The 18,058-nt window shown below is 67.7% G+C and carries 19 protein-coding genes; 3 read left to right on the forward strand and 16 right to left on the reverse strand.

The window, feature by feature from the left end:
* Window positions 1-155: 155 nt before the first annotated feature.
* The 15 genes from ACWF99_RS16280 to ftsH all read right to left on the reverse strand — a co-directional run bounded on the left by ACWF99_RS16280 (window position 156) and on the right by ftsH (window position 13,718).
* Complete coding sequence (locus tag ACWF99_RS16280; protein WP_067454241.1) at window positions 156-518, reverse strand: histone-like nucleoid-structuring protein Lsr2; 363 nt, start codon at window positions 516-518, stop codon at window positions 156-158.
* A gap of 115 nt (window positions 519-633) precedes the next feature.
* Window positions 634-2,100 carry a lysine--tRNA ligase gene (gene lysS, locus ACWF99_RS16285; protein ID WP_378632439.1) on the reverse strand — a complete coding sequence of 489 codons (1,467 nt, stop codon included), beginning with the start codon at window positions 2,098-2,100 and terminating at the stop codon, window positions 634-636.
* A gap of 272 nt (window positions 2,101-2,372) precedes the next feature.
* Window positions 2,373-2,795, reverse strand: coding sequence for a rhodanese-like domain-containing protein (locus tag ACWF99_RS16290; RefSeq protein WP_378632437.1), 423 nt, complete (start codon window positions 2,793-2,795; stop codon window positions 2,373-2,375).
* An 8-nt stretch (window positions 2,796-2,803) separates the two neighbouring features.
* On the reverse strand, window positions 2,804-3,400 hold the full coding sequence (locus tag ACWF99_RS16295) for a cysteine dioxygenase (RefSeq protein WP_378631527.1): 597 nt from the start codon (window positions 3,398-3,400) through the stop codon (window positions 2,804-2,806).
* A gap of 128 nt (window positions 3,401-3,528) precedes the next feature.
* The gene (locus ACWF99_RS16300) at window positions 3,529-4,311 is read right to left on the reverse strand and encodes a type III pantothenate kinase (RefSeq protein WP_378631525.1); all 783 of its coding nucleotides are present in this window, start codon (window positions 4,309-4,311) and stop codon (window positions 3,529-3,531) included.
* 22 nt (window positions 4,312-4,333) lie between these two features.
* On the reverse strand, window positions 4,334-4,753 hold the full coding sequence (gene panD, locus ACWF99_RS16305) for an aspartate 1-decarboxylase (RefSeq protein ID WP_378663937.1): 420 nt from the start codon (window positions 4,751-4,753) through the stop codon (window positions 4,334-4,336).
* 12 nt (window positions 4,754-4,765) lie between these two features.
* Entirely contained in the window at window positions 4,766-5,722 is a 957-nt protein-coding gene (gene panC / locus ACWF99_RS16310) for a pantoate--beta-alanine ligase (protein WP_378631522.1), read from the reverse strand.
* Window positions 5,722-6,630: a Rossmann-like and DUF2520 domain-containing protein gene (locus ACWF99_RS16315; protein WP_452536632.1), complete on the reverse strand. Its 909-nt coding sequence runs from the start codon at window positions 6,628-6,630 to the stop codon at window positions 5,722-5,724. Before ACWF99_RS16315 ends, panC begins: the two co-directional genes overlap by 1 nt.
* Before the next feature lie 318 nt (window positions 6,631-6,948).
* A complete protein-coding gene (locus ACWF99_RS16320) occupies window positions 6,949-8,046 on the reverse strand; it encodes a DUF6779 domain-containing protein (RefSeq protein ID WP_452536510.1) in 1,098 nt (365 codons plus the stop codon).
* 68 nt (window positions 8,047-8,114) lie between these two features.
* Window positions 8,115-8,588, reverse strand: a complete 474-nt coding sequence (locus ACWF99_RS16325; protein WP_101464734.1) for a DUF3180 domain-containing protein — start codon at window positions 8,586-8,588, stop codon at window positions 8,115-8,117.
* A complete protein-coding gene (gene folK / locus ACWF99_RS16330) occupies window positions 8,582-9,121 on the reverse strand; it encodes a 2-amino-4-hydroxy-6-hydroxymethyldihydropteridine diphosphokinase (protein ID WP_378631519.1) in 540 nt (179 codons plus the stop codon). The genes ACWF99_RS16325 and folK overlap by 7 nt, the downstream gene beginning before the upstream one ends.
* Complete coding sequence (gene folB, locus ACWF99_RS16335; protein ID WP_378631517.1) at window positions 9,118-9,540, reverse strand: dihydroneopterin aldolase; 423 nt, start codon at window positions 9,538-9,540, stop codon at window positions 9,118-9,120. The genes folK and folB overlap by 4 nt, the downstream gene beginning before the upstream one ends.
* A gap of 58 nt (window positions 9,541-9,598) precedes the next feature.
* Complete coding sequence (folP, locus tag ACWF99_RS16340) at window positions 9,599-10,483, reverse strand: dihydropteroate synthase (protein ID WP_452536513.1); 885 nt, start codon at window positions 10,481-10,483, stop codon at window positions 9,599-9,601.
* Window positions 10,480-11,094 carry a GTP cyclohydrolase I FolE gene (folE, locus tag ACWF99_RS16345; RefSeq protein ID WP_378632433.1) on the reverse strand — a complete coding sequence of 205 codons (615 nt, stop codon included), beginning with the start codon at window positions 11,092-11,094 and terminating at the stop codon, window positions 10,480-10,482. Before folE ends, folP begins: the two co-directional genes overlap by 4 nt.
* Before the next feature lie 242 nt (window positions 11,095-11,336).
* Window positions 11,337-13,718, reverse strand: a complete 2,382-nt coding sequence (gene ftsH, locus ACWF99_RS16350; protein ID WP_452536515.1) for an ATP-dependent zinc metalloprotease FtsH — start codon at window positions 13,716-13,718, stop codon at window positions 11,337-11,339.
* Window positions 13,719-13,942: 224 nt separating this feature from the next.
* On the opposite strand from ftsH, the gene ACWF99_RS16355 reads away from it, so the two are divergent.
* A complete protein-coding gene (locus ACWF99_RS16355) occupies window positions 13,943-14,929 on the forward strand; it encodes a hypothetical protein (protein WP_378631513.1) in 987 nt (328 codons plus the stop codon).
* A 22-nt stretch (window positions 14,930-14,951) separates the two neighbouring features.
* Here ACWF99_RS16355 and ACWF99_RS16360 read toward each other — a convergent pair whose 3' ends face one another.
* Window positions 14,952-15,809: a DUF1266 domain-containing protein gene (locus ACWF99_RS16360; protein ID WP_062991379.1), complete on the reverse strand. Its 858-nt coding sequence runs from the start codon at window positions 15,807-15,809 to the stop codon at window positions 14,952-14,954.
* Between the two features lie 125 nt (window positions 15,810-15,934).
* On the opposite strand from ACWF99_RS16360, the gene ACWF99_RS16365 reads away from it, so the two are divergent.
* The gene (locus tag ACWF99_RS16365; RefSeq protein ID WP_378631511.1) at window positions 15,935-16,207 is read left to right on the forward strand and encodes a DUF2277 domain-containing protein; all 273 of its coding nucleotides are present in this window, start codon (window positions 15,935-15,937) and stop codon (window positions 16,205-16,207) included.
* Window positions 16,208-16,328: 121 nt separating this feature from the next.
* Window positions 16,329-17,879 carry an aldehyde dehydrogenase family protein gene (locus tag ACWF99_RS16370; RefSeq protein WP_378631509.1) on the forward strand — a complete coding sequence of 517 codons (1,551 nt, stop codon included), beginning with the start codon at window positions 16,329-16,331 and terminating at the stop codon, window positions 17,877-17,879.
* Window positions 17,880-18,058 lie beyond the last annotated feature (179 nt).

The raw sequence follows: 18,058 nt of genomic DNA on the forward strand, positions 1-18,058 counted from the left end.
CCCGACCTCGAGGAGGGGCAGGCAGGCGCAGCCTGCCGTTCGCGGCCGTCCCGTCGTTGAGGCGCCGTTGCGTAGGCGACGAAGGAGCAAGCAACGGTGCCTCAACGACGGGACCGGCGGGGCCGCGAACACGCGGCGCCCGCGCCGCCAAAAAATCAGCTCTTGCCGACCTCTTTGTTGTATGCCTCGGTGATTTCCGCCGAGATACGACCGCGGGCGGAGACCTTGTGACCCTTGCGGCGTGCCCATTCGCGAATTGCGGCGCTCTGTTCGCGGTCCATGGAAACGCGGCTCTTGCCCTGCGGCGCGGGTGCACCGGCAGCCTTCACCCGACGACGGCCACTCACACGGCGGGCGTTGGCGACCCACTCGTCCAGGCCCTCGCGCAGGCGCGCCGCATTTGCGTCCGACAGATCGATCTCGTACGACACCCCATCGATAGCGAACTCGATGGTCTCGTCCGCGATGGACTCACCGTCGACATCGTCGATCAGGCTAACGGTGACCTTCTTTGCCATGAGATGAACGTCCTCTCGAAATCGTCAAGCCTGCCTCCAGGCCGAATACCCGAGGCAAGAATACCCCGAAATGCGAAATTTCCAACACGGGGTCTTCACCCCGTGAATTCACTGGTCAGCGACTAGTGGGTCGCACAATCGGGAACAGGATCGTTTCCCGGATTCCGGAACCCGTGAGTGCCATCAACAAGCGGTCGATTCCCATACCGGTTCCGGTGGTCGGCGGCATACCGTGTTCCATCGCGGCGAGGAAGTCTTCATCGAGCACCATGGCCTCGTCATCGCCCGCCGCGGCCAGCCTGGCCTGGTCGACGAAGCGTTCCCGCTGGATCACCGGGTCTACCAGTTCCGAATAGCCCGTTGCCAACTCGAAGCCGCGAACATAGAGGTCCCACTTCTCGGTGACGCCGGGCTTGCTGCGATGCTGACGGGTCAGCGGTGAAGTCTCGACCGGGAAGTCACGAACGAAAGTCGGCGCGTAGAGCTTGTCGCCATACGCGTGTTCCCAAAGTTCTTCGACCAGTTTCCCGTGACCGTAGCCCTTGTCCGAAGGAATTTCCAGACCCACCCGATCGGCGAGCGCGAGCAATTCCTCGACAGTGGTTTCCGGAGTGACCTCGACACCGATCGACTCCGACAGCGAGGGATACATCTCGACGGTGGTCCACTCGCCTCCGAGATCATATTCAGTGCCGTCGGCAAGCGTCACCAGAAGGGTACCGAATGCCTCGTGCGCGACTTCCTGGATCAATTCCCGGGTCATCGTCGCCGAGTCGTCATAGGTGCCGTAGGCCTCGTAGGTTTCCAGCATCGCGAACTCGGGCGAATGGGTCGAGTCGGCGCCTTCGTTGCGGAAGTTCCGGTTGATCTCGAAGACCTTCTCCAGGCCACCGACCACGCAACGCTTGAGGAACAGCTCCGGCGCGATGCGCAGGAAAAGGTCCATGTCGAGCGCATTGGAACGGGTGACGAACGGGCGCGCGGCGGCGCCACCGTGGATGGTCTGCAGCATCGGGGTCTCGACCTCGAGGAAGCCGCGGCGCTCCAGCGCGTTACGCAGCGCACGGACCACGTTCACGCGGGTACGGGCCATTTCCCTGGCCTCCGGGCGCACGATCAGGTCGACATAGCGCTGACGAACGCGCGACTCCTCGTTCATCTCCTTGTGCGCCACCGGCAGCGGGCGCAGCGACTTGGCCGCCATCGACCAGGAATCGGCCATCACGCTCAATTCGCCGGTGCGTGAGGAGATGACCTCGCCGTGCACGAACACGAAGTCACCGAGGTCGACATCGGCCTTCCACGCCGCCAGCGCGTCGGCGCCGACACCGTTGAGGCTGATCATCGCCTGCAACTTGGTGCCGTCGCCTTCCTGCAGCGTGGCGAAGCACAGCTTGCCGGTATTACGAACGAAAATGACGCGACCCGCGATACCGGCCTGCAGACCGGTCTGGGTGTCGGCTTCCAGATCCGGGTAGGCGGCACGAATTTCGGCCAGGGTGTGGGTGCGTGGCACCACCACCGGATAGGCCTCACCACCCTCGGTGAGCAGCCGTTCGCGCTTGTCCCGGCGAATCCGCATCTGCTCGGGAACATCGATGTCCACAGCGGAAGTGGCGGCGCGGCCGGGTGCGGCGGGGTTAGGAGTGCTCACGTTCGACAACATTAGCGGTCCCCGGAAATGGATTTGCCGCTCCCCCGCTCCCCCGCCCCTCCGTGTATTCAGCGGACCGTCCGGAAGCACAGCCGTCAGCTCTCGGCCTCACGTTATGCGTACGAGGGCCCGGAGGTGGCTAGCGAGTTACCCATGTGCTCGCGAAATCAGTGAGGCACTTCACAATTCGTGCGGGGCAGTTACAGCGAGGCCAGCGCGTCCACCTCGCGGGCGAAATGCGGGACGCCGATGCCGACCGTCAACAGCCCCGCCGATTTCAACGCCTGGTATCCACCGATCACATCGGTGGCCCGGTGCAACCCCAGCTCCTGCAACGCGGCCGCCGCCAAACTCGACGTGTACCCCTCCGAGCAGAAGATGACCCATTCCACGTCGTGATCAACGGCAAGGGACAACCGGGCCGACGAGGTCGGATCCAGCCGCCATTCCAGGACATTTCGCTCGATCACCAGCGCGCCGGGCAGCGAACCTTCGCGCACGCGCTGGGCGGCCGGTCGGATGTCGACCAGAATCGCGCCACGCTCCAGCGCGGCGGCCACGTCGTACACATACACCCGGTGCAATCGCGCGCGAGCGTTCTCGAGCATCTGATCAATCGTCAAACGGCTCATCACAGATCACCTTCGGGCTGGTCGGTGAGGACGGTTTTGGTTCGGCGCAACGTTCCGTGGCCGGTCACTTCGTAATACGACATCGCCGACAGCGGCGGGGAATAGGCATGCACGCTCAAGGTGGGATCGAGCGGACCGACGGATTCGGCGACGGCGGGCGCGCGCACCACGTCGTGCACCCAGCCGATCGGGAACGACGCCTGATCACCCGCGGCGAGCGTGCGCCTGCGTAACTCCGTGCCATTCCAGCGGTATTCCGAAAGAGCGCCGCTCAGCACGGTCAGGGCGCCGAGCGAGCCGGCGTGATCGTGCAAATCGGTGAATTTGCCCGGCGTCCAGCTGATCAGCCAGACATCGACCTCGTCGTCGTGCGAGAGGCGGGTCGCCCAGCGCTCGTCGGCCGGCCAGATGCCGTCGGCGGGCAGAAGGTGGTCGTAGCGACCGGAGAGGACGTCTTCGGCGCCTTCGTCGGTGAGTCGCAGCAGGTCAGCGGGCCGCAACCGGGTCGGCAACGCCGAGGCGATCGCCCGGTCGAGCGGGGGCGTCGCGGAGTACTCGTCGCGCGCGGACGGAAGGGAAAGGACAGAAGAACGCATGAGCGCATCTCCAGGAGGTGAGAAATCGGTCGAGGGAAAACGTCAGCCTCGAACGGTCGAGGCAGATTAGCCTCGACAACACTCCTGGGTGCTCACACGGAAGATCACGAGCGCTAGTTTAGCAGACACTATTTCTTGTTGCGCTCGTAGACATGGCGCAAGCCGGTCAGCGTGAGATGCGGGACGTGCTGGTCGATGGTTTCCGACTCCGGCACGATCAACGGTGCGCCCGCCCCCGTCGCGACGACGGTGACATCGGTGCCCGCGAACGCGTCGAATTCGTCGCGGATGCGGTCGACCAGCCCGTCGACCAGCCCGGCGAACCCGAAGATCGCGCCGGACTGAATGCACTCCATGCTGTTCTTGCCCACCACCGAACGCGGCCGTGCCAGCTCGACGCGGCGCATCGCACTGCGTTCCACCAGCGCCTCGGCCGAGATCTCCACCCCGGGCGCGATCACGCCGCCGAGGAATTCCCCCTTGGCCGAGACCAGGTCGACGCAGATCGCAGTGCCGAAATCGACGACGATCGCGGGCCCGCCGAAACTACGAAACGCGGCAAGGCAGTTGACGATGCGGTCGGCGCCGACTTCCTTCGGATTGTCGACCAGTAGCGGAATGCCTGTTCGCACACCGGGTTCCACCAGCACATGCGGCACATGGGACCAATAGCGCGCCAGCATGGCGCGCAGTTCGCGCAGCACCGGCGGCACGGTCGACAACGCCGAGACACCGGCGATCTGATCGAGATCGTCGCCGACCAGACCGCGCACCTGCATGGCGAACTCGTCCGCGGTGATCAGCGGATTGGTGTGAATCCGCCAGTGCCGCACCAGTGTCGCGTGTTCACCACTACCGGAGAACAGGCCGAGCTCGATTCCGGTGTTGCGGACATCGATCGTCAGCAGCATGGTCCTGGGTCCCCCGCCCGGCTCAGACGAACGACAGCGAGCGCGGCGAGGTGAGGCCGGAGCCCTCCGGTGCGTGCGCGGGGTCGCTGCCCAGCTCCACCGGACGGTTGCGGTCGTCGACGAAGACCACCTTCGGGTCGTACTCGCGGACCTCGGCCTCGTCCATCTGGCCGTAGGCGATGAGAATGACCAGGTCACCGGGGTGCACGAGGTGGGCGGCGGCACCGTTGATGCCGATCACACCCGAACCGCGCTCGCCGGCGATCACGTAGGTCTCGAGGCGGGCGCCGTTGTCGATGTCGACGATGCAGACCTGCTCACCCTCGAGCAGATCGGCGGCGTCGAGCAGATCCTGGTCGACGGTCACCGAGCCGACATAGTGCAGGTCGGCATGGGTCACGGTGGCACGGTGGATCTTCGACTTCATCATGGTGCGCAACATCGTCGTCGCCTTTCAGTGCGCCTGCGAGGCAGGGAGGGAGTTCGCGTCGGGATGCCCGTCGATCTGGGCGCCGAGTACTACGGGAGCGTTGTCGATCAGGCGGGTGTCGCCGACTCTGGCGGCGACCAGCAGGCGGGCGTTGCCCGCGGTGGGGGCCGGACCCAGGTTGGCATCGCGCAGTTCGAGGTAGTCGACATCGAGGCCCTCGACCGCGTCGAGAACCGAGCGAGCGGTCTGGACGACCGCCTCCGCGCCGAGGCCCGCGGCGTGACGGCCCGCGGCGAGCGCGGCCGACAGCGCCAGCGCCGACTCGCGCTGGGTGGCGTCGAGGAAGCGGTTGCGCGAGGACAGCGCGAGGCCGTCGGGCTCGCGGACCGTCGGATAGGCCACGATCTTCGCGTCCATGTTCAGGTCGCGCACCATCTGCCGGATCAGCGTGAGCTGCTGGTAGTCCTTCTCACCGAAATACGCCTCGGAGGCGTGGGTGATGTTGAGCAGCTTCGCGACGACGGTGAGCATGCCCGCGAAATGTGTCGGCCTGCTGCCGCCTTCGAGCTCGGCGCCGAGTGGACCCGGCTGGATCGTGGTACGCATGCCGTCCGGGTACATATCGGAAACCGTCGGCGCGAAAACCAGGTCGACGCCCTCGGTGCGGAGCAGTTCGAGGTCGGCGTCGAGAGTGCGCGGGTACGCGTCGAGGTCTTCGTTCGCGCCGAACTGCAGCGGGTTGACGAAGATCGAGACGATCACGACCTGGTTGTTGAGCTTGGCCTGACGAATCAGCGCGAGGTGCCCCTCGTGCAGCGCACCCATCGTCGGCACGAAACCGACCGTGCGACCGGCGCCGCGCAAGGCCTTGGCGACCGTGTCGAGCACCTCGGGATTGTGGTGCACGGTGAGCACGCCCGCCTTGAAAGCACCGGTGGCGCGGGCGCCACCCTGGTGATGATGCACTTCTCGGGGTTCCATCAGTGGCCTTCCTTGGCGAGGAGCTCCAGCAGTGCCGGATCGGTGTGGGCGAGTTGGGCCGTGCGCAACGAGTTGGCTCGGTAGGCCTCGGCCAGGCGATCGTCGACCTGCCCGAACGCGGCGAGATGGGCGGCGACGGCGTCGACATCACCGCGGGCGACCGGGCCGGTGAGTGCGGCCTGGCCGCGACGCAAGGCGTTGTCGAGTGCGGCCGAGGCGAGCGGGGCGAGCAGCCGTTCGGGGAGCCCGCCGGGCTGATCGTCGACCAGCGGCTGGCCGAGCAGACCGGGGCCGGAGAGGGATTCGCGCAGGGCCGCGACGGCGTCGACGATCACCGTGACCAGGTGATTGCTGCCGTGGGCGAGGGCCGCGTGATAGAGCGAACGCTGGTCTTCCTCGACGCGAACCGGCTCGCCACCCATCTCGATCACCAGCGCCTGCGCGATGGCGTACCCGACCTCGTCGGCGGCGGTGACGCCGAAACAGGCATTGGCGAGTCGGGCGATGTCCTCGTCGTGGCCGGTGAAGGTCATGGCGGGGTGGATCGCGAGGCTGAGCGCACCCTGCTTCGTCAGCGGTTCGAGAATCGCGACGCCGTTCGCGCCGGAGGTGTGCACGACGATGGTGCCGGGGCGGACCACGTTCGCACCGGCGAGGCCGCGGACCAGCCCGGCCAGTTCGGCGTCGGGCACGGCGAGCAGGAGCAGTTCGCTGCGCTGGGCGATCTGTTCGATCGGCAGTACCTGGGCTTCGGGCAGCCGGGTACGAGCGCGATGCACCGAGGCGTCGGAGATCGCGGCGACACCGAAGACCACGTGGCCGGCTCGCTCGAGCGCTACGCCGAGTGCGGAACCCACTCGTCCCGCCGAGACGATTCCCACCGTCAGTCGTGCGGGCGCTGGATCCATTCGTGCGGGCACGGAGTCGCCACTCGTGTTTGCGCCATCAGGGTTGACACTTCTCGAGGTCAACGTTGTCCTCTCGATTTGCGTTCCAGTCCCGCGGTGCGGGTACCAGACGTTCGCTTCGAGAATAGAGGGAGTTACTCGAGGACCGCCACACGCCCCCACCGTGATCTAGCGCTCACCTGGTCCGCCACTCCGCGTATTCAGGCCAGACCCAGGTGCGTGGTGACAGGTGGACGCGGCCGAGGGTTCGCCGGTGGGCGAGCTGGCTGTTGTCGGTGAGTTACCCATGTTCTCGTGCGAGAACGGTGTTGCGACCAGCTAGGTACGCGGAGACGCGGAGCCGGTGGACTCCGATTCGAGGTTGGCCATGATGTCCGCCACCGACAGCCGGGCGGTGCCCTCGGTTTCGGCGCGGCGGCGTCGACGGGAGCTGGTGCCGACCGAGGGGGCCTTCTCGGGGCGGGTGGCCGGGGGCTGGGCGGGCTCCGGGGCGGCCTCGGCCGTCGCTGCGGGAGCCGGGGCAGGTTCAGCCGCGGCGACCGGTGCCGGGGTCGACTCGGCCGCAGCCGGGGCGGGCTCGGGCGCAGCGGTCGAGTTGCCGTTGGTGGTGGGCTCGGCCGGGAGGACCGTCTCCGTCACCTGGCGGGTGTTCGGTGAGGACAGGCGCGGCGGCGGCGTCTTTCCCGACGACTTGGCCGGTGCGGCGGGCTGCGCGGCGGCGGTCGCCTGCTGGGTTTCGGCGTACTCGTCGAGCTGCACGGCCGAGGTCTCGGCGGTGACCGGGTCGTCGTACGGGTCGGCGAAATTTGCCGAAACCGGTTGCATGAAGACAGGTTTCAGTGCGCTGGGCGGTTGCTGCCACGGGCCGAACCAAGCAGCGGTGGCATCCTCGGGGCTATCGTCGAAATCGTGGTCGGGCTCGTCGAAGGCATTGAAGCCACCGGCGGGCAACGCGTCGATCCGCACGGCGTCGGCCTGCAACGCAGGTTGCTCGTCGGGCAGTGCACCGTCGAACAGGACCTGCAGATTCTGGCGCAGCAGGGTCAGCTCGGCGCACAGTGCGGCGATTTCGGAGGAGTCGGCGCCGACTTCGGCACGCACCCGTGCCTCGACGCCCATCTCGTACTCACGGCGCGCGTTGATCTCGCGCTCGAGCTGCAACTCGTACACCGTCTGCAGATCGCGAACCTTCGCCTTGTCGACGGCCGCGTCCTTGCGGTAGCGAGTAGCCGCGAGCGCGCCGATCACCGCTGCCCACAGCGCTGCTACCAGGCCGATCCGCACGTATTGGACGTTTTCGCTGAAGATCAGGAAAACACTGGCGGTCAGGCCGAGCAGGATGAGGAAACCGACGAAGAATTTTCCCGCGTCGTCCCGCCGTCGTCGGGGCGCCGTGCTGCGGGAGGGTGAAACCATGAGGGCCAGGGTAGCCGGAATCGGCTGGTCGGCCCACCAAAGGTGGTGGTTGTTCCATTCGCAAGTTGCTACGTAGTAGCGGGATCGTCGGTCGGATCCTCGGGCGCTCGGCAGCAATACTCCAGCCACAAAGCCGCAGCAACCAGGGCCGACCCGGCCAGCAGACCGACCACCGCGCCCGGCGAATCGGTAGCGGCGGCGGTCACGGTCCCGCGCTGTGGGAAAACCCACAGCAGAAACCCCAGCCACACACCCGCGGCCAGCGAGCCCACCTGCAACGACGCCTTCGCCAGCGCCACACCCCTGGCAACGTTGATCGGGTGCATCTGGCCGGGGCCGTCGCCGATCTGCTCATCGGCGATCTTGGCCTTGATCGCGAAGCCCAGCGCCGCCTCGATCGCGGCGACCGGCAGCAGCGAGGCGCCCGCGGCCACCGAGATCGACGGGAAGCTGGAATAGGCGAACCGGGTGGCGACCCAGGCGACCGCTGCGGCCACCACCACGTTCAGCGCGAGGTCGAGTACCCGGGTGGGTTTCAGCACGAGCCGGCGCTTTCCTCGCGTAGCACCAGATCGGTACGGACCACGCCGTCTTTCTCGGACCGGCCGAGTCCGGCGAGCAGCTCCGCGATCGGGCGCGCGACCCCGTCGACGACAAGGTGCGCCGACGGTTCGACGGCCAGCCACGGGATCAGGACGAAGGCCCGGTTGTGGGCCTGCGGGTGCGGCAGGATCAGCGTCGGGTCGGTGTCGCGGGCGATCGCCGTGCCGGTGCTGTCGGCGCACTGGACCACGTCGACGTCGAGGGTGCGCGCACCCCAGCGGACCTCGCGCACGCGGCCCGCCGCCTGCTCGAGCTCCTGACCGAAACGCAGCCAGGCGTAATCGTCGAAGGCCGGATCTTCCACTGTGACAACAGCGTTGAGGTAATCGTCTTGGTCGACGCCACCCCACGGCGCGGTGGTGTAGACCGGCGACACCGCCACGACACGCTCCCCCAGCGCGTCGAGCACGCTGCGCAGATGCGCGAGCCGATCGCCCAGATTCGAGCCGATCGACAGCACCGCGCGAGTCATCGGCGCGACTCCGGGGCCTGCGTGCGATACCGGGTCGCCACCACGCGCACGTCTTCGAAGGTGTGCGGGATCGGCGCCGACGGCTTGTGCACGACCGCCTCCACCGCCTCGATCCGCGGGTCGGCCATCACGTCGTCGGCGATCTCGGAGACCACCGTTTCGATCAGATCGCGCGGCGGACCGGTCACGATGCGCACGGCGCGCTCGGCGAGGGCGCCGTAGTCGACGGTGTCGGCGAGGTCGTCGGACGCGGCGGCCGCGGCGAAATCGACCCACACCGTCAGATCGACGACGAATTCCTGGCCGTCACGACGCTCGAAATCGAACACTCCGTGCCTGCCGAAAGCACGCAGGCCACGCAGCTCGATCCGCGACGACGCGGGCCTGCCCGCGGGCGGCGGCAGCAGAGGCAAGTTCATCGGAGGGCTCCTCGGAGGGTGACTCGGACACCTGCGGCGGTTCGGGTAGCGAGGATGTTCACGGCGCGAGCCCTCGGGCCGCGGCCGATCGAGCGTCGGCTGCTCGACGCCAGGCATCGACGACGGCGATGGCGTCGAGGGACGCCCGGACATCGTGCACGCGCACGCCCCAAGCGCCGTGGGTGGCCGCGAGGGCCGACAGGGTGGCAGTGGCGGTTTCGCGGCCGTCGGGCGGGCGTGGGCCCGATTCGTCGGCCAGAAGAGCTCCGAGGAAACGCTTGCGAGAGGCGCCGATCAAGATCGGGAAACCGCCTGCCACCAGTTCCGGGAGAGCGGCGAGGAGTTCCCAGTTGTGCTCGGCGTTCTTGGCGAAACCGAGGCCGGGGTCGAGGATCAGCCGGTCCGGGGTGACCCCCGCGGCGACAGCCAGGTCCACCTGGGCGGTGAGCTCGGCGTTCACCTCGGCGACCACGTCGTCGTAGTAATCGGCGGGGCCGGTGTGGCGGTAGTCGGCGCCCGCCCGCCAGTGCATGAGGATCCACGGCACGCCCGCTTCGGCGACGACTTTCACCATGTTCGGGTCGGCACGGCCGCCGGAGACGTCGTTCACCACCGAGACGCCGGCCTCCAGCGCGGCCTCGGCGACCTCGGCGCGCATGGTGTCGACACTGGTCGGCACCCCGGCGGCGACCAGACCCCGGATCACCGGAGCGACCCTGGCGGCCTCGGCGACCGGGTCGACCCGGTCGGCCCCCGGCCTGGTGGATTCACCACCCACATCGACGATGTCGGCGCCCGCTTCGTACAGCTCCACACCGTGCGCGATCGCGAGTTCGGGATCGAGGTAGCGACCGCCGTCGGAGAAAGAATCAGCGGTCACGTTGACCACACCCATGACCACGCAGGAGCGGTGGTCACGGGGGGTCACCAGTGGCTCGCTCATTTGCGCAGGATCAGGTCCAGCGCCTCGGATCGCGAGGCGGAGTCGGTTTGCAGCTGGCCGCGCACCGCCGAGGTGGTGGTGCTGGCACCGGGCTTACGGATTCCCCTCATGGCCATGCACAGGTGCTCGGCCTCGATCACCACGATCGCGCCGCGCGGATCCAGTCGGCGCATCACCGCGTCGGCGATCTGGCTGGTCAGCCGCTCCTGCACCTGGGGGCGCTTGGCGTAGAGATCGACCACCCGCGCCAGCTTCGACAGCCCCGTCACCCGGCCGTGCGGGCCGGGGATGTAGCCGACGTGCGCGACGCCGTGGAACGAGACCAGGTGATGCTCACAGGTGGAGAACATCGGGATGTCGCGAACCAGCACGAGTTCCTGGTGACCCTCGTCGAAGGTGGTCGCCAGCACCGCGTCGGGCTCGGTGTAGAGCCCCGCGAACATCTCCCGGTAAGCACGCGCCACCCGCGCGGGTGTGTCGAGCAGGCCGGGGCGGTCGGGATCCTCACCGACCGCGAGCAACAGCTCGCGCACCGCGTTCTCGGCGCGCTCCTGATCGAACGGCAAACCGGTGGCCAGCGCCGTCAGCACCGACGGACTGGTCGCACCCAGCTCACCTGCCGGATCGAGTTCCTGCTTGTTGGCCGACAACTTCTCCGCACCTCCGTGATATTTGCGGCTGGCGCCGCGGGTTCTCGGCCCTGTTCTGCGCTCAGTCCAGAGGCGGGCGGGCCGAGAACGAGAGCCGAAAGCCGGCGACCACCCGACATTCGACGGCCGAGCGTGATCCGAGAACCAGTGCCGAACGCCGGTACCTGTTCGGCATTCGACCTTCGAGCGTAGTTGGCCCCCGGTCAGTGGCGGCCGTTCGGCCCTTCCCACTCCTTGTTCTCCGGATCGGCGTCACGCACCGGCGGCTGCGGCTGGGCACCCCACGGCTGGAAACCGTCGCTGGCGTGCCGCGGCTGCTGCTGCTCGGGCCTGCCCCAGGCACTGCCCTGGTCCTGCGGCGGTTGGGGCTGCTGCTGCGGCTGTTGCGGCGGCTGCTGTTGCGGCTGCTGCTGCTGCTCCTCGCGCGGCGGCCACCCCGGAGCCGACCAGCCGGCCGGTGCGCCGTAATCGGGCCGCGAACCGTGCGTGCCCGACTGCCGGGGGAACGCCTGGGTCGGCGCGGCGGGCAACGGGTAACCGGCCGCGGGCGGTGCGGGCTGGCCGTAAGGCTGACCCGGGTAGCCGTTGGGCTCCACCGGCGGTGCCCCGTTGGGCACCGGCACCGGAGCGGGCTGCACCGGCGGCCACGGCTCGCCGCGCTCGACAGCCAGCTCACCCGGCGTCTTCACCGGCGGCTTGTCCGACGGGTGCCGGTCACCGAAATCGTTGAACGCGGTGATCCGCGGACGCTTCTCCACACCGGCCAGGATCGTCTCGAGATCCTTGCGGTGCAGCGTCTCGCGCTCGAGCAGCGCGGTGGCCAAGGCGTCGAGCTGCTCGCGGTATTCGCTGAGGATCGACCACGCCTCGGTGTGCGCGGCCTCGATGAGGTTGCGCACCTCCTCGTCGATCTCGCGGGCGACCTCGTGCGAGTAGTCGGCCTGCACGCCCATCGAGCGGCCGAGGAACGGGTCGCCCTGCTCCTGGCCGTAGCGCACGGCGCCGAGACGGGCGCTCATGCCGTATTCGGTGACCATCCCGCGAGCGATCTTGGTGGCCTGGTCGATATCGGAGGACGCGCCGGTGGTCGGCTCATGGAACACCAGTTCCTCGGCGGCGCGGCCACCCATCGCGAAGACCAGCCGGGAGATCATCTCCGAGCGGGTCATCAGGCCCTTGTCGTCCTCGGGCACCGTCATGGCGTGCCCGCCGGTGCGGCCGCGGGCCAGGATGGTGACCTTGTAGACGGGCTCGATATCGGGCATCGCCCACGCCGCCAGAGTGTGGCCACCCTCGTGGTAGGCGGTGATCTTCTTCTCGTGCTCGCTGATGATGCGGCTCTTGCGGCGCGGGCCACCGATCACGCGGTCGACCGACTCCTCGAGCGATTCGCCGGTGATGACCGAACCGTTTTCGCGGGCGGTGAGCAGCGCGGCCTCGTTGATCACATTGGCCAGATCGGCGCCGGACATGCCGACGGTGCGCTTGGCCAGACCCTCGAGGTCGGCTTCCTGCGAGATCGGCTTACCCGCCGAGTGCACCCGCAGGATCGCGCGGCGACCGGCCAGGTCGGGGTTGCCGACGGGGATCTGCCGGTCGAACCGGCCGGGGCGCAGCAGCGCGGGGTCGAGGATGTCGGGTCGGTTGGTGGCCGCGATCAGGATGATGTTGGAGCGATCGCCGAAGCCGTCCATCTCGACCAGCAGCTGGTTGAGCGTCTGCTCGCGCTCGTCGTGACCGCCGCCGAGGCCCGCACCGCGCTGGCGGCCGACCGCGTCGATCTCGTCGACGAAGATGATGCAGGGGCTGTTCTGCTTGGCCTGCTCGAACAGGTCGCGCACGCGGGAGGCGCCGACACCGACGAACATCTCGACGAAGTCCGAACCGGAGATGGTGAAGAACGGCACCCCGGCCTCGCCCGCGACCGCGCGGGCCAGCAGCGTCTTGCCGGTTCCCGGCGGCCCGTAGAGCAGCACGCCCTTGGGGATCTTCGCGCCGAGCGCCTGGTAGCGGGCCGGATTCTGGAGGAAGTCCTTGATCTCGTAGAGCTCTTCGACGGCCTCGTCGGCACCGGCCACGTCCTGGAACGTGGTCTTGGGCATGTCCTTGGTCAGCAGTTTGGCCTTGGACTTACCGAAGCCCATCATTCCGCCACGGCCACCGCCCTGCATGCGCGACATCACGAAGATGAACAGGCCGACCAGCAGCACCATCGGCACGATGAACAGCAGCAGCTGCGACAGCCAGCTCTCCTGCTTGACCACGGTGTCGTACGGGGCGCCGGACTTCTGCACGGCGTCGAGGATCTGCGCGGAGTTCTCCCCACCACTGGGGTACTTGGCGACGATCTTGGCGTTGTTGCTCGTGGCCTCGTTGCCGTTGTTCAGTTCGATGCGGAGCTGCTGCTCCTTGTCATCGATCTGCACGTTCTTGACGTTCGCTTTGTCCTCGAGCTGGGCCAGCGCAACGGAAGTGTCGACACTCTCCCAACCGCGCGTGTCATCGCTGAGAAAGCTGAACAGCCAGATCATGAGCATGATGCCCGAGATGATCGCCAAGGTGCGAAACACTGTCTTGCGGTTCATAGAGCGTCGGCCGGACGGCCCAGTCCTTTCCGGTTATTACTCCGGGTGTGCTTGCGAAGCGTCGAGATCGGCGGGTTTCGGATGCGGACATGCCACGTTACCGCGTACGGTCTAGTTCGATACATCGCGCAGTTCGGCTGCTGGTGCAGTTGCACTGGTAAACGGCCGGAGAACGCAAGAGGTTCCCGAACGCTCCGACCGGGTTGTGGCAAGTGGCCACAATCATGTCATGCCCGCCTTATCGTGGGCGACGACACAACTACAGCGCAGGGGGTATAGACATCGTCGAGCTACGAACACCCACAGCGATTCTGCGCCACGGCGGTGGACGGCTCGTCGTCCTCCGGCCGGGTACCGACGGCGAACGTGTTCTCGACGTTCCCATTGCCGACCTGCTCAAGGTGCGCCTCAATCGGCGCGCCGACGAAGCGGTGGTGATCGAGATCTATCTGCGTTATCCCACGGCGGTCCTCACCGGCGTTCCCGCCGACCGCACTCCCCTTCCGGTGCTCATCGCCGAGCACGACGTGCCTGCCGCCCTCGGCATCGTCGACCGGATCAACGACCAGATCATGGTGACCCAGCGCATCGACGTGGCCGCGCCGGATCTCACCCCGCCCGCTCCCGAGTGGGGCAAGTCGGGTCCCACCCGCGCCGATGTCGAGCGGGCCGTGCGCCGGATGGCGCCGCGCAAGGACGCGCGTTCGGCCGTCACCGCGCTGAACCGGTATGTCACGCCCGACGAATACGTCCTGGAAACGGCCGTCGCCGTGGCCGCCCCGCCCGCGGGATCGGGCACCGGCCTGCTCGCCGCGACCACCTCTCGCGTGCTGTTCATCTCCATCGGCAGCGGCGAGCGCTATGCCTTCGAATTGGCGGTGGCCGCGATTCTCGGCGCCCGCACCGTCGAAGGCGCGCGCTCGGCGCCCGGCGAGGTGGATACGCGCCACGGCGGATCGGGCATCGATATCAACGACGGCAATCGCACGCTGCATTTCGCGGGCGTGGATCGCGCCGACACCGAACGGGTCACCTGCGCGGTGAATTTCGCCATCCGCAGGCAGGCCGCCGACGGCGCCGCCGGTCCCGCCGACCCGGGTGTCAACCAGCTCTACGCGGAATGGGAATTACTGGTCGAGCGGCATTCGCTCGGCATGGTCGACGACACGCAATTCCAGCGCTACGGCCGCGGGATCCTGCGCAGCCTGTAGTGCCGGTGGCCGGACCGGATGCTCAATTCGGTTCGGCCGCTTCGGTTTCCGCCTTCTGCTCCGGCTCGTTGAGTTCGATCCGCCGCCACGGGCTGGTGGGCCGGGTCCATAGTCGCACCAGTTCCATCCGGCGGTCGACGCCGCCGTTCTTCAGTTCGGCGAGGTCCTCGGTGGCTTGCCAGTAGGTCCAGCCGGTGAGGTAGGCGTCGCCGAATTGGCGCCAGTTACGGTAGCGGCGCTGCGCGGGGACCAGCGCGCGCATGCAGTATTCCCACGCCACGTCGGCGTCGATGTAGCCCGCGGTGAACGCCATGCGGGCCACCGCGACGACGCGGGCCAGATCCCAGGCGTGGATGTCGTTGGGTAGCGGGCGCGAGAGATGGTCGGTGAAGCCGATCTTGATGGCCTGCGCCCAGATGTCGTAGTCGCGCACCAGCGCTTCGGGATTGTCCATCCCCCGAAACGAACCGACCTGCCGCAGGAACGCGCGCTGCTTGTCGGCGCGCTCACCGAATCGGTCGCGCTCGCTGGCGTTGACCGAGGCCATCACCAGCGGATGGACCAGCGAATACAACGGCGCGTGCATGCCTTCGAGCAGCTGTTCCATCGAGGCGCGGGCTTCGGTGCCGTCGGTGATGCCCCAGGCGCCGGTGAGCGTGTCGATCGCGAGTTCGCGGCGGTCGCCGAGCGGGTGCTCACGCTCGGGGCCGAGCAGCATCGCGTCGTGGAAGGCGTCCCAGCGCGTGGAGTAGAAGGCGCCGAGGGCGAGCGCGCGCAGTTCGTCGTCGCTCACCCCCGCACCCGACCAGTGATCTTCTTCGCGCTCATCTAGTTCCGGGTACGGAAATGTTGTCAGCGCTGGTACTCCCCTGGCAGGCATGCGGCCGAGTCTAGTGCCGTGACCGCGATCACGGGTGGCGTGCGAATCTCACGTGCGTCACGAGATTTTCAGATCGCCTTATTCTTCGCCTGTCGTGTCATGCCTCACAGGTCTATGGTTCTGACATGTGTAGAAATATCACCGTCTTGCGTGGTCTGGAGCCTGCCGCCACCGAGCAGGAGATCTACGCTGCCGCCTTGCAATATGTGCGCAAAGTCGGCGGCATCTCCGGCCTGAGTAGCGCCACGAAACCCGCGGTCGACAAGGCCGTCGCGGCCATCGCCGCGGCCACCACGGCGCTGCTGGCCGAACTCCCCGATCGCCGTGTCCCGCCGCCCACCGAACCGCCGCTGCGCCGGATCGCGGCGCGCGAGAACGAGGTCAGCGAGGCACCGTAGGAATCAGCTCGATCCAGAACTGAAACGTGTTCTAATTGTTTGAGCAGGCACGCCACTTCCTCTTGGCCGCGCCGCGATAGTCGGTGAACCGAATTCAGCAGACGCACGAGGAGAACGACCAGTGAGCGAACTCGACAAAGACGTCGCGGTGATCGAAGTGCACAATCCGGCCACCGGCGATCTGGTCGGCACCGTGCCGGTCACCACGCCGGACGACGTGGCGGCCGCGGTCCGCGAACTGCGCCTCTACCAGCCCGAATGGGAAGCGATCGGGCCGTCCGGGCGCAAGCAGTGGCTGCTGAAGATGCAGGACTGGCTGATCGACAACACCGAGCACCTGGCCGCGGTGCTGCAATCGGAGACCGCCAAGCCGCGCGTCGACGCGATCATCGATCCGGCGTTCGCGGTCGACATCCTCGGCTACTACGCGCGCCGGGCGGGCAAGTTCCTCGCCGACGAGCACCCGTCGCCGCACAGCCCGCTCGCGCGGGTGAAGTCGCTGACCGTGGCCTACCGCCCCTATCCCGTGGTCGGAGTGATCACGCCGTGGAACTTCCCGCTCGCGATGCCCGCGATCGACGTGTTCCCCGCGCTGGCGGCCGGCGCCGCGGTGATCCTCAAGCCGTCGGAGGTGACGCCGCTGTCCGCGGTGGAGCTGGCCCGCGGCTGGGCCGAGATCGGTGCCCCGCCGGTGTTCAAGGTGGTCACCGGCGCGGGCGCGACCGGCGCGGCAGTGGTCGAGAACGCCGACTACATCCAGTTCACCGGTTCCACCGCGACCGGCCGCAAGATCGCGGCCACCTGCGCGGAGCGGATGGTGCCCTACAGCCTCGAGCTCGGCGGTAAGGACCCGGCGATCGTGCTCGCCGACGCGGACCTGGACCGCGCCGCGCACGGCATCGCCTTCGGCGGCATGTTCAACGCCGGGCAGGTGTGCATCTCGGTCGAGCGGGTCTACGTCGAAGCGCCCGCCTACGACGAGTTCGTCACCAAGCTCACCGCGGCGGTCGCCGCCTTGCGTCAGGGCGCCGACGACCGCGAGTCGAAGAACGACGTCGGCGCGCTCGCCAACGAGAACCAGGTGCTGATCGTGCAGCGCCACGTCGACGAGGCGGTGGCGGCGGGCGCCCGGGTGACCACCGGCGGCAAACGCACCGGCGTCGGCACCTTCTTCGAGCCGACCGTGCTCGTGGATGTGGACCATTCGATGTCGTGCGTCGCCGAGGAGACCTTCGGCCCGACGCTGCCGGTGATGAAGGTGGCCGACGAGGCCGAGGCGATCCGGATGGCCAACGACTCGATCTACGGGCTCTCGGCGTCGGTATGGACGGGCGACAAGGCGCGCGGCGAACGCGTGGCCAGGCAGCTGAACACGGGCGCGGTGAACATCAACGACGTGTTCTCGAACCTGTTCAATCCCGCGATGCCGATGGGCGGGTGGGGTCTGTCCGGCGTCGGCGCACGCTGGGGCGGTGCGTCGGGGCTGCGGAAATACTGTCGCGCGCAGGCGATGACGAAGCCGAAGCTGCCGACCATGGGCAAGGAATTGTTCTGGTACCCCTACGACATGAACAAGCTGGTCGTCGCGGTCGCGGCGATGCGGGCGGCCGGTGCCCGCGGGATGCGCCGAATCGACCTGCCTGCGGTGCTGCGTCTCAAGAAGAGCGAGTAGCCGATTCCGGCTGCGACACCTGTTGGTGCGCAGCCGGATTCACCGCTTCGAAACTTGTTTGTGACTAACATCACTCCGCCGATCTTGCTGGTCGCGGTCGCCGTGGTCAGCGGCACCTTTCGACGCGCACGACAGCGGCGCGGTGCTGCCCACATCGGGCCAGGTGATGTGAACAGCGA

This window comes from Nocardia sp. NPDC055002 (assembly GCF_053608825.1).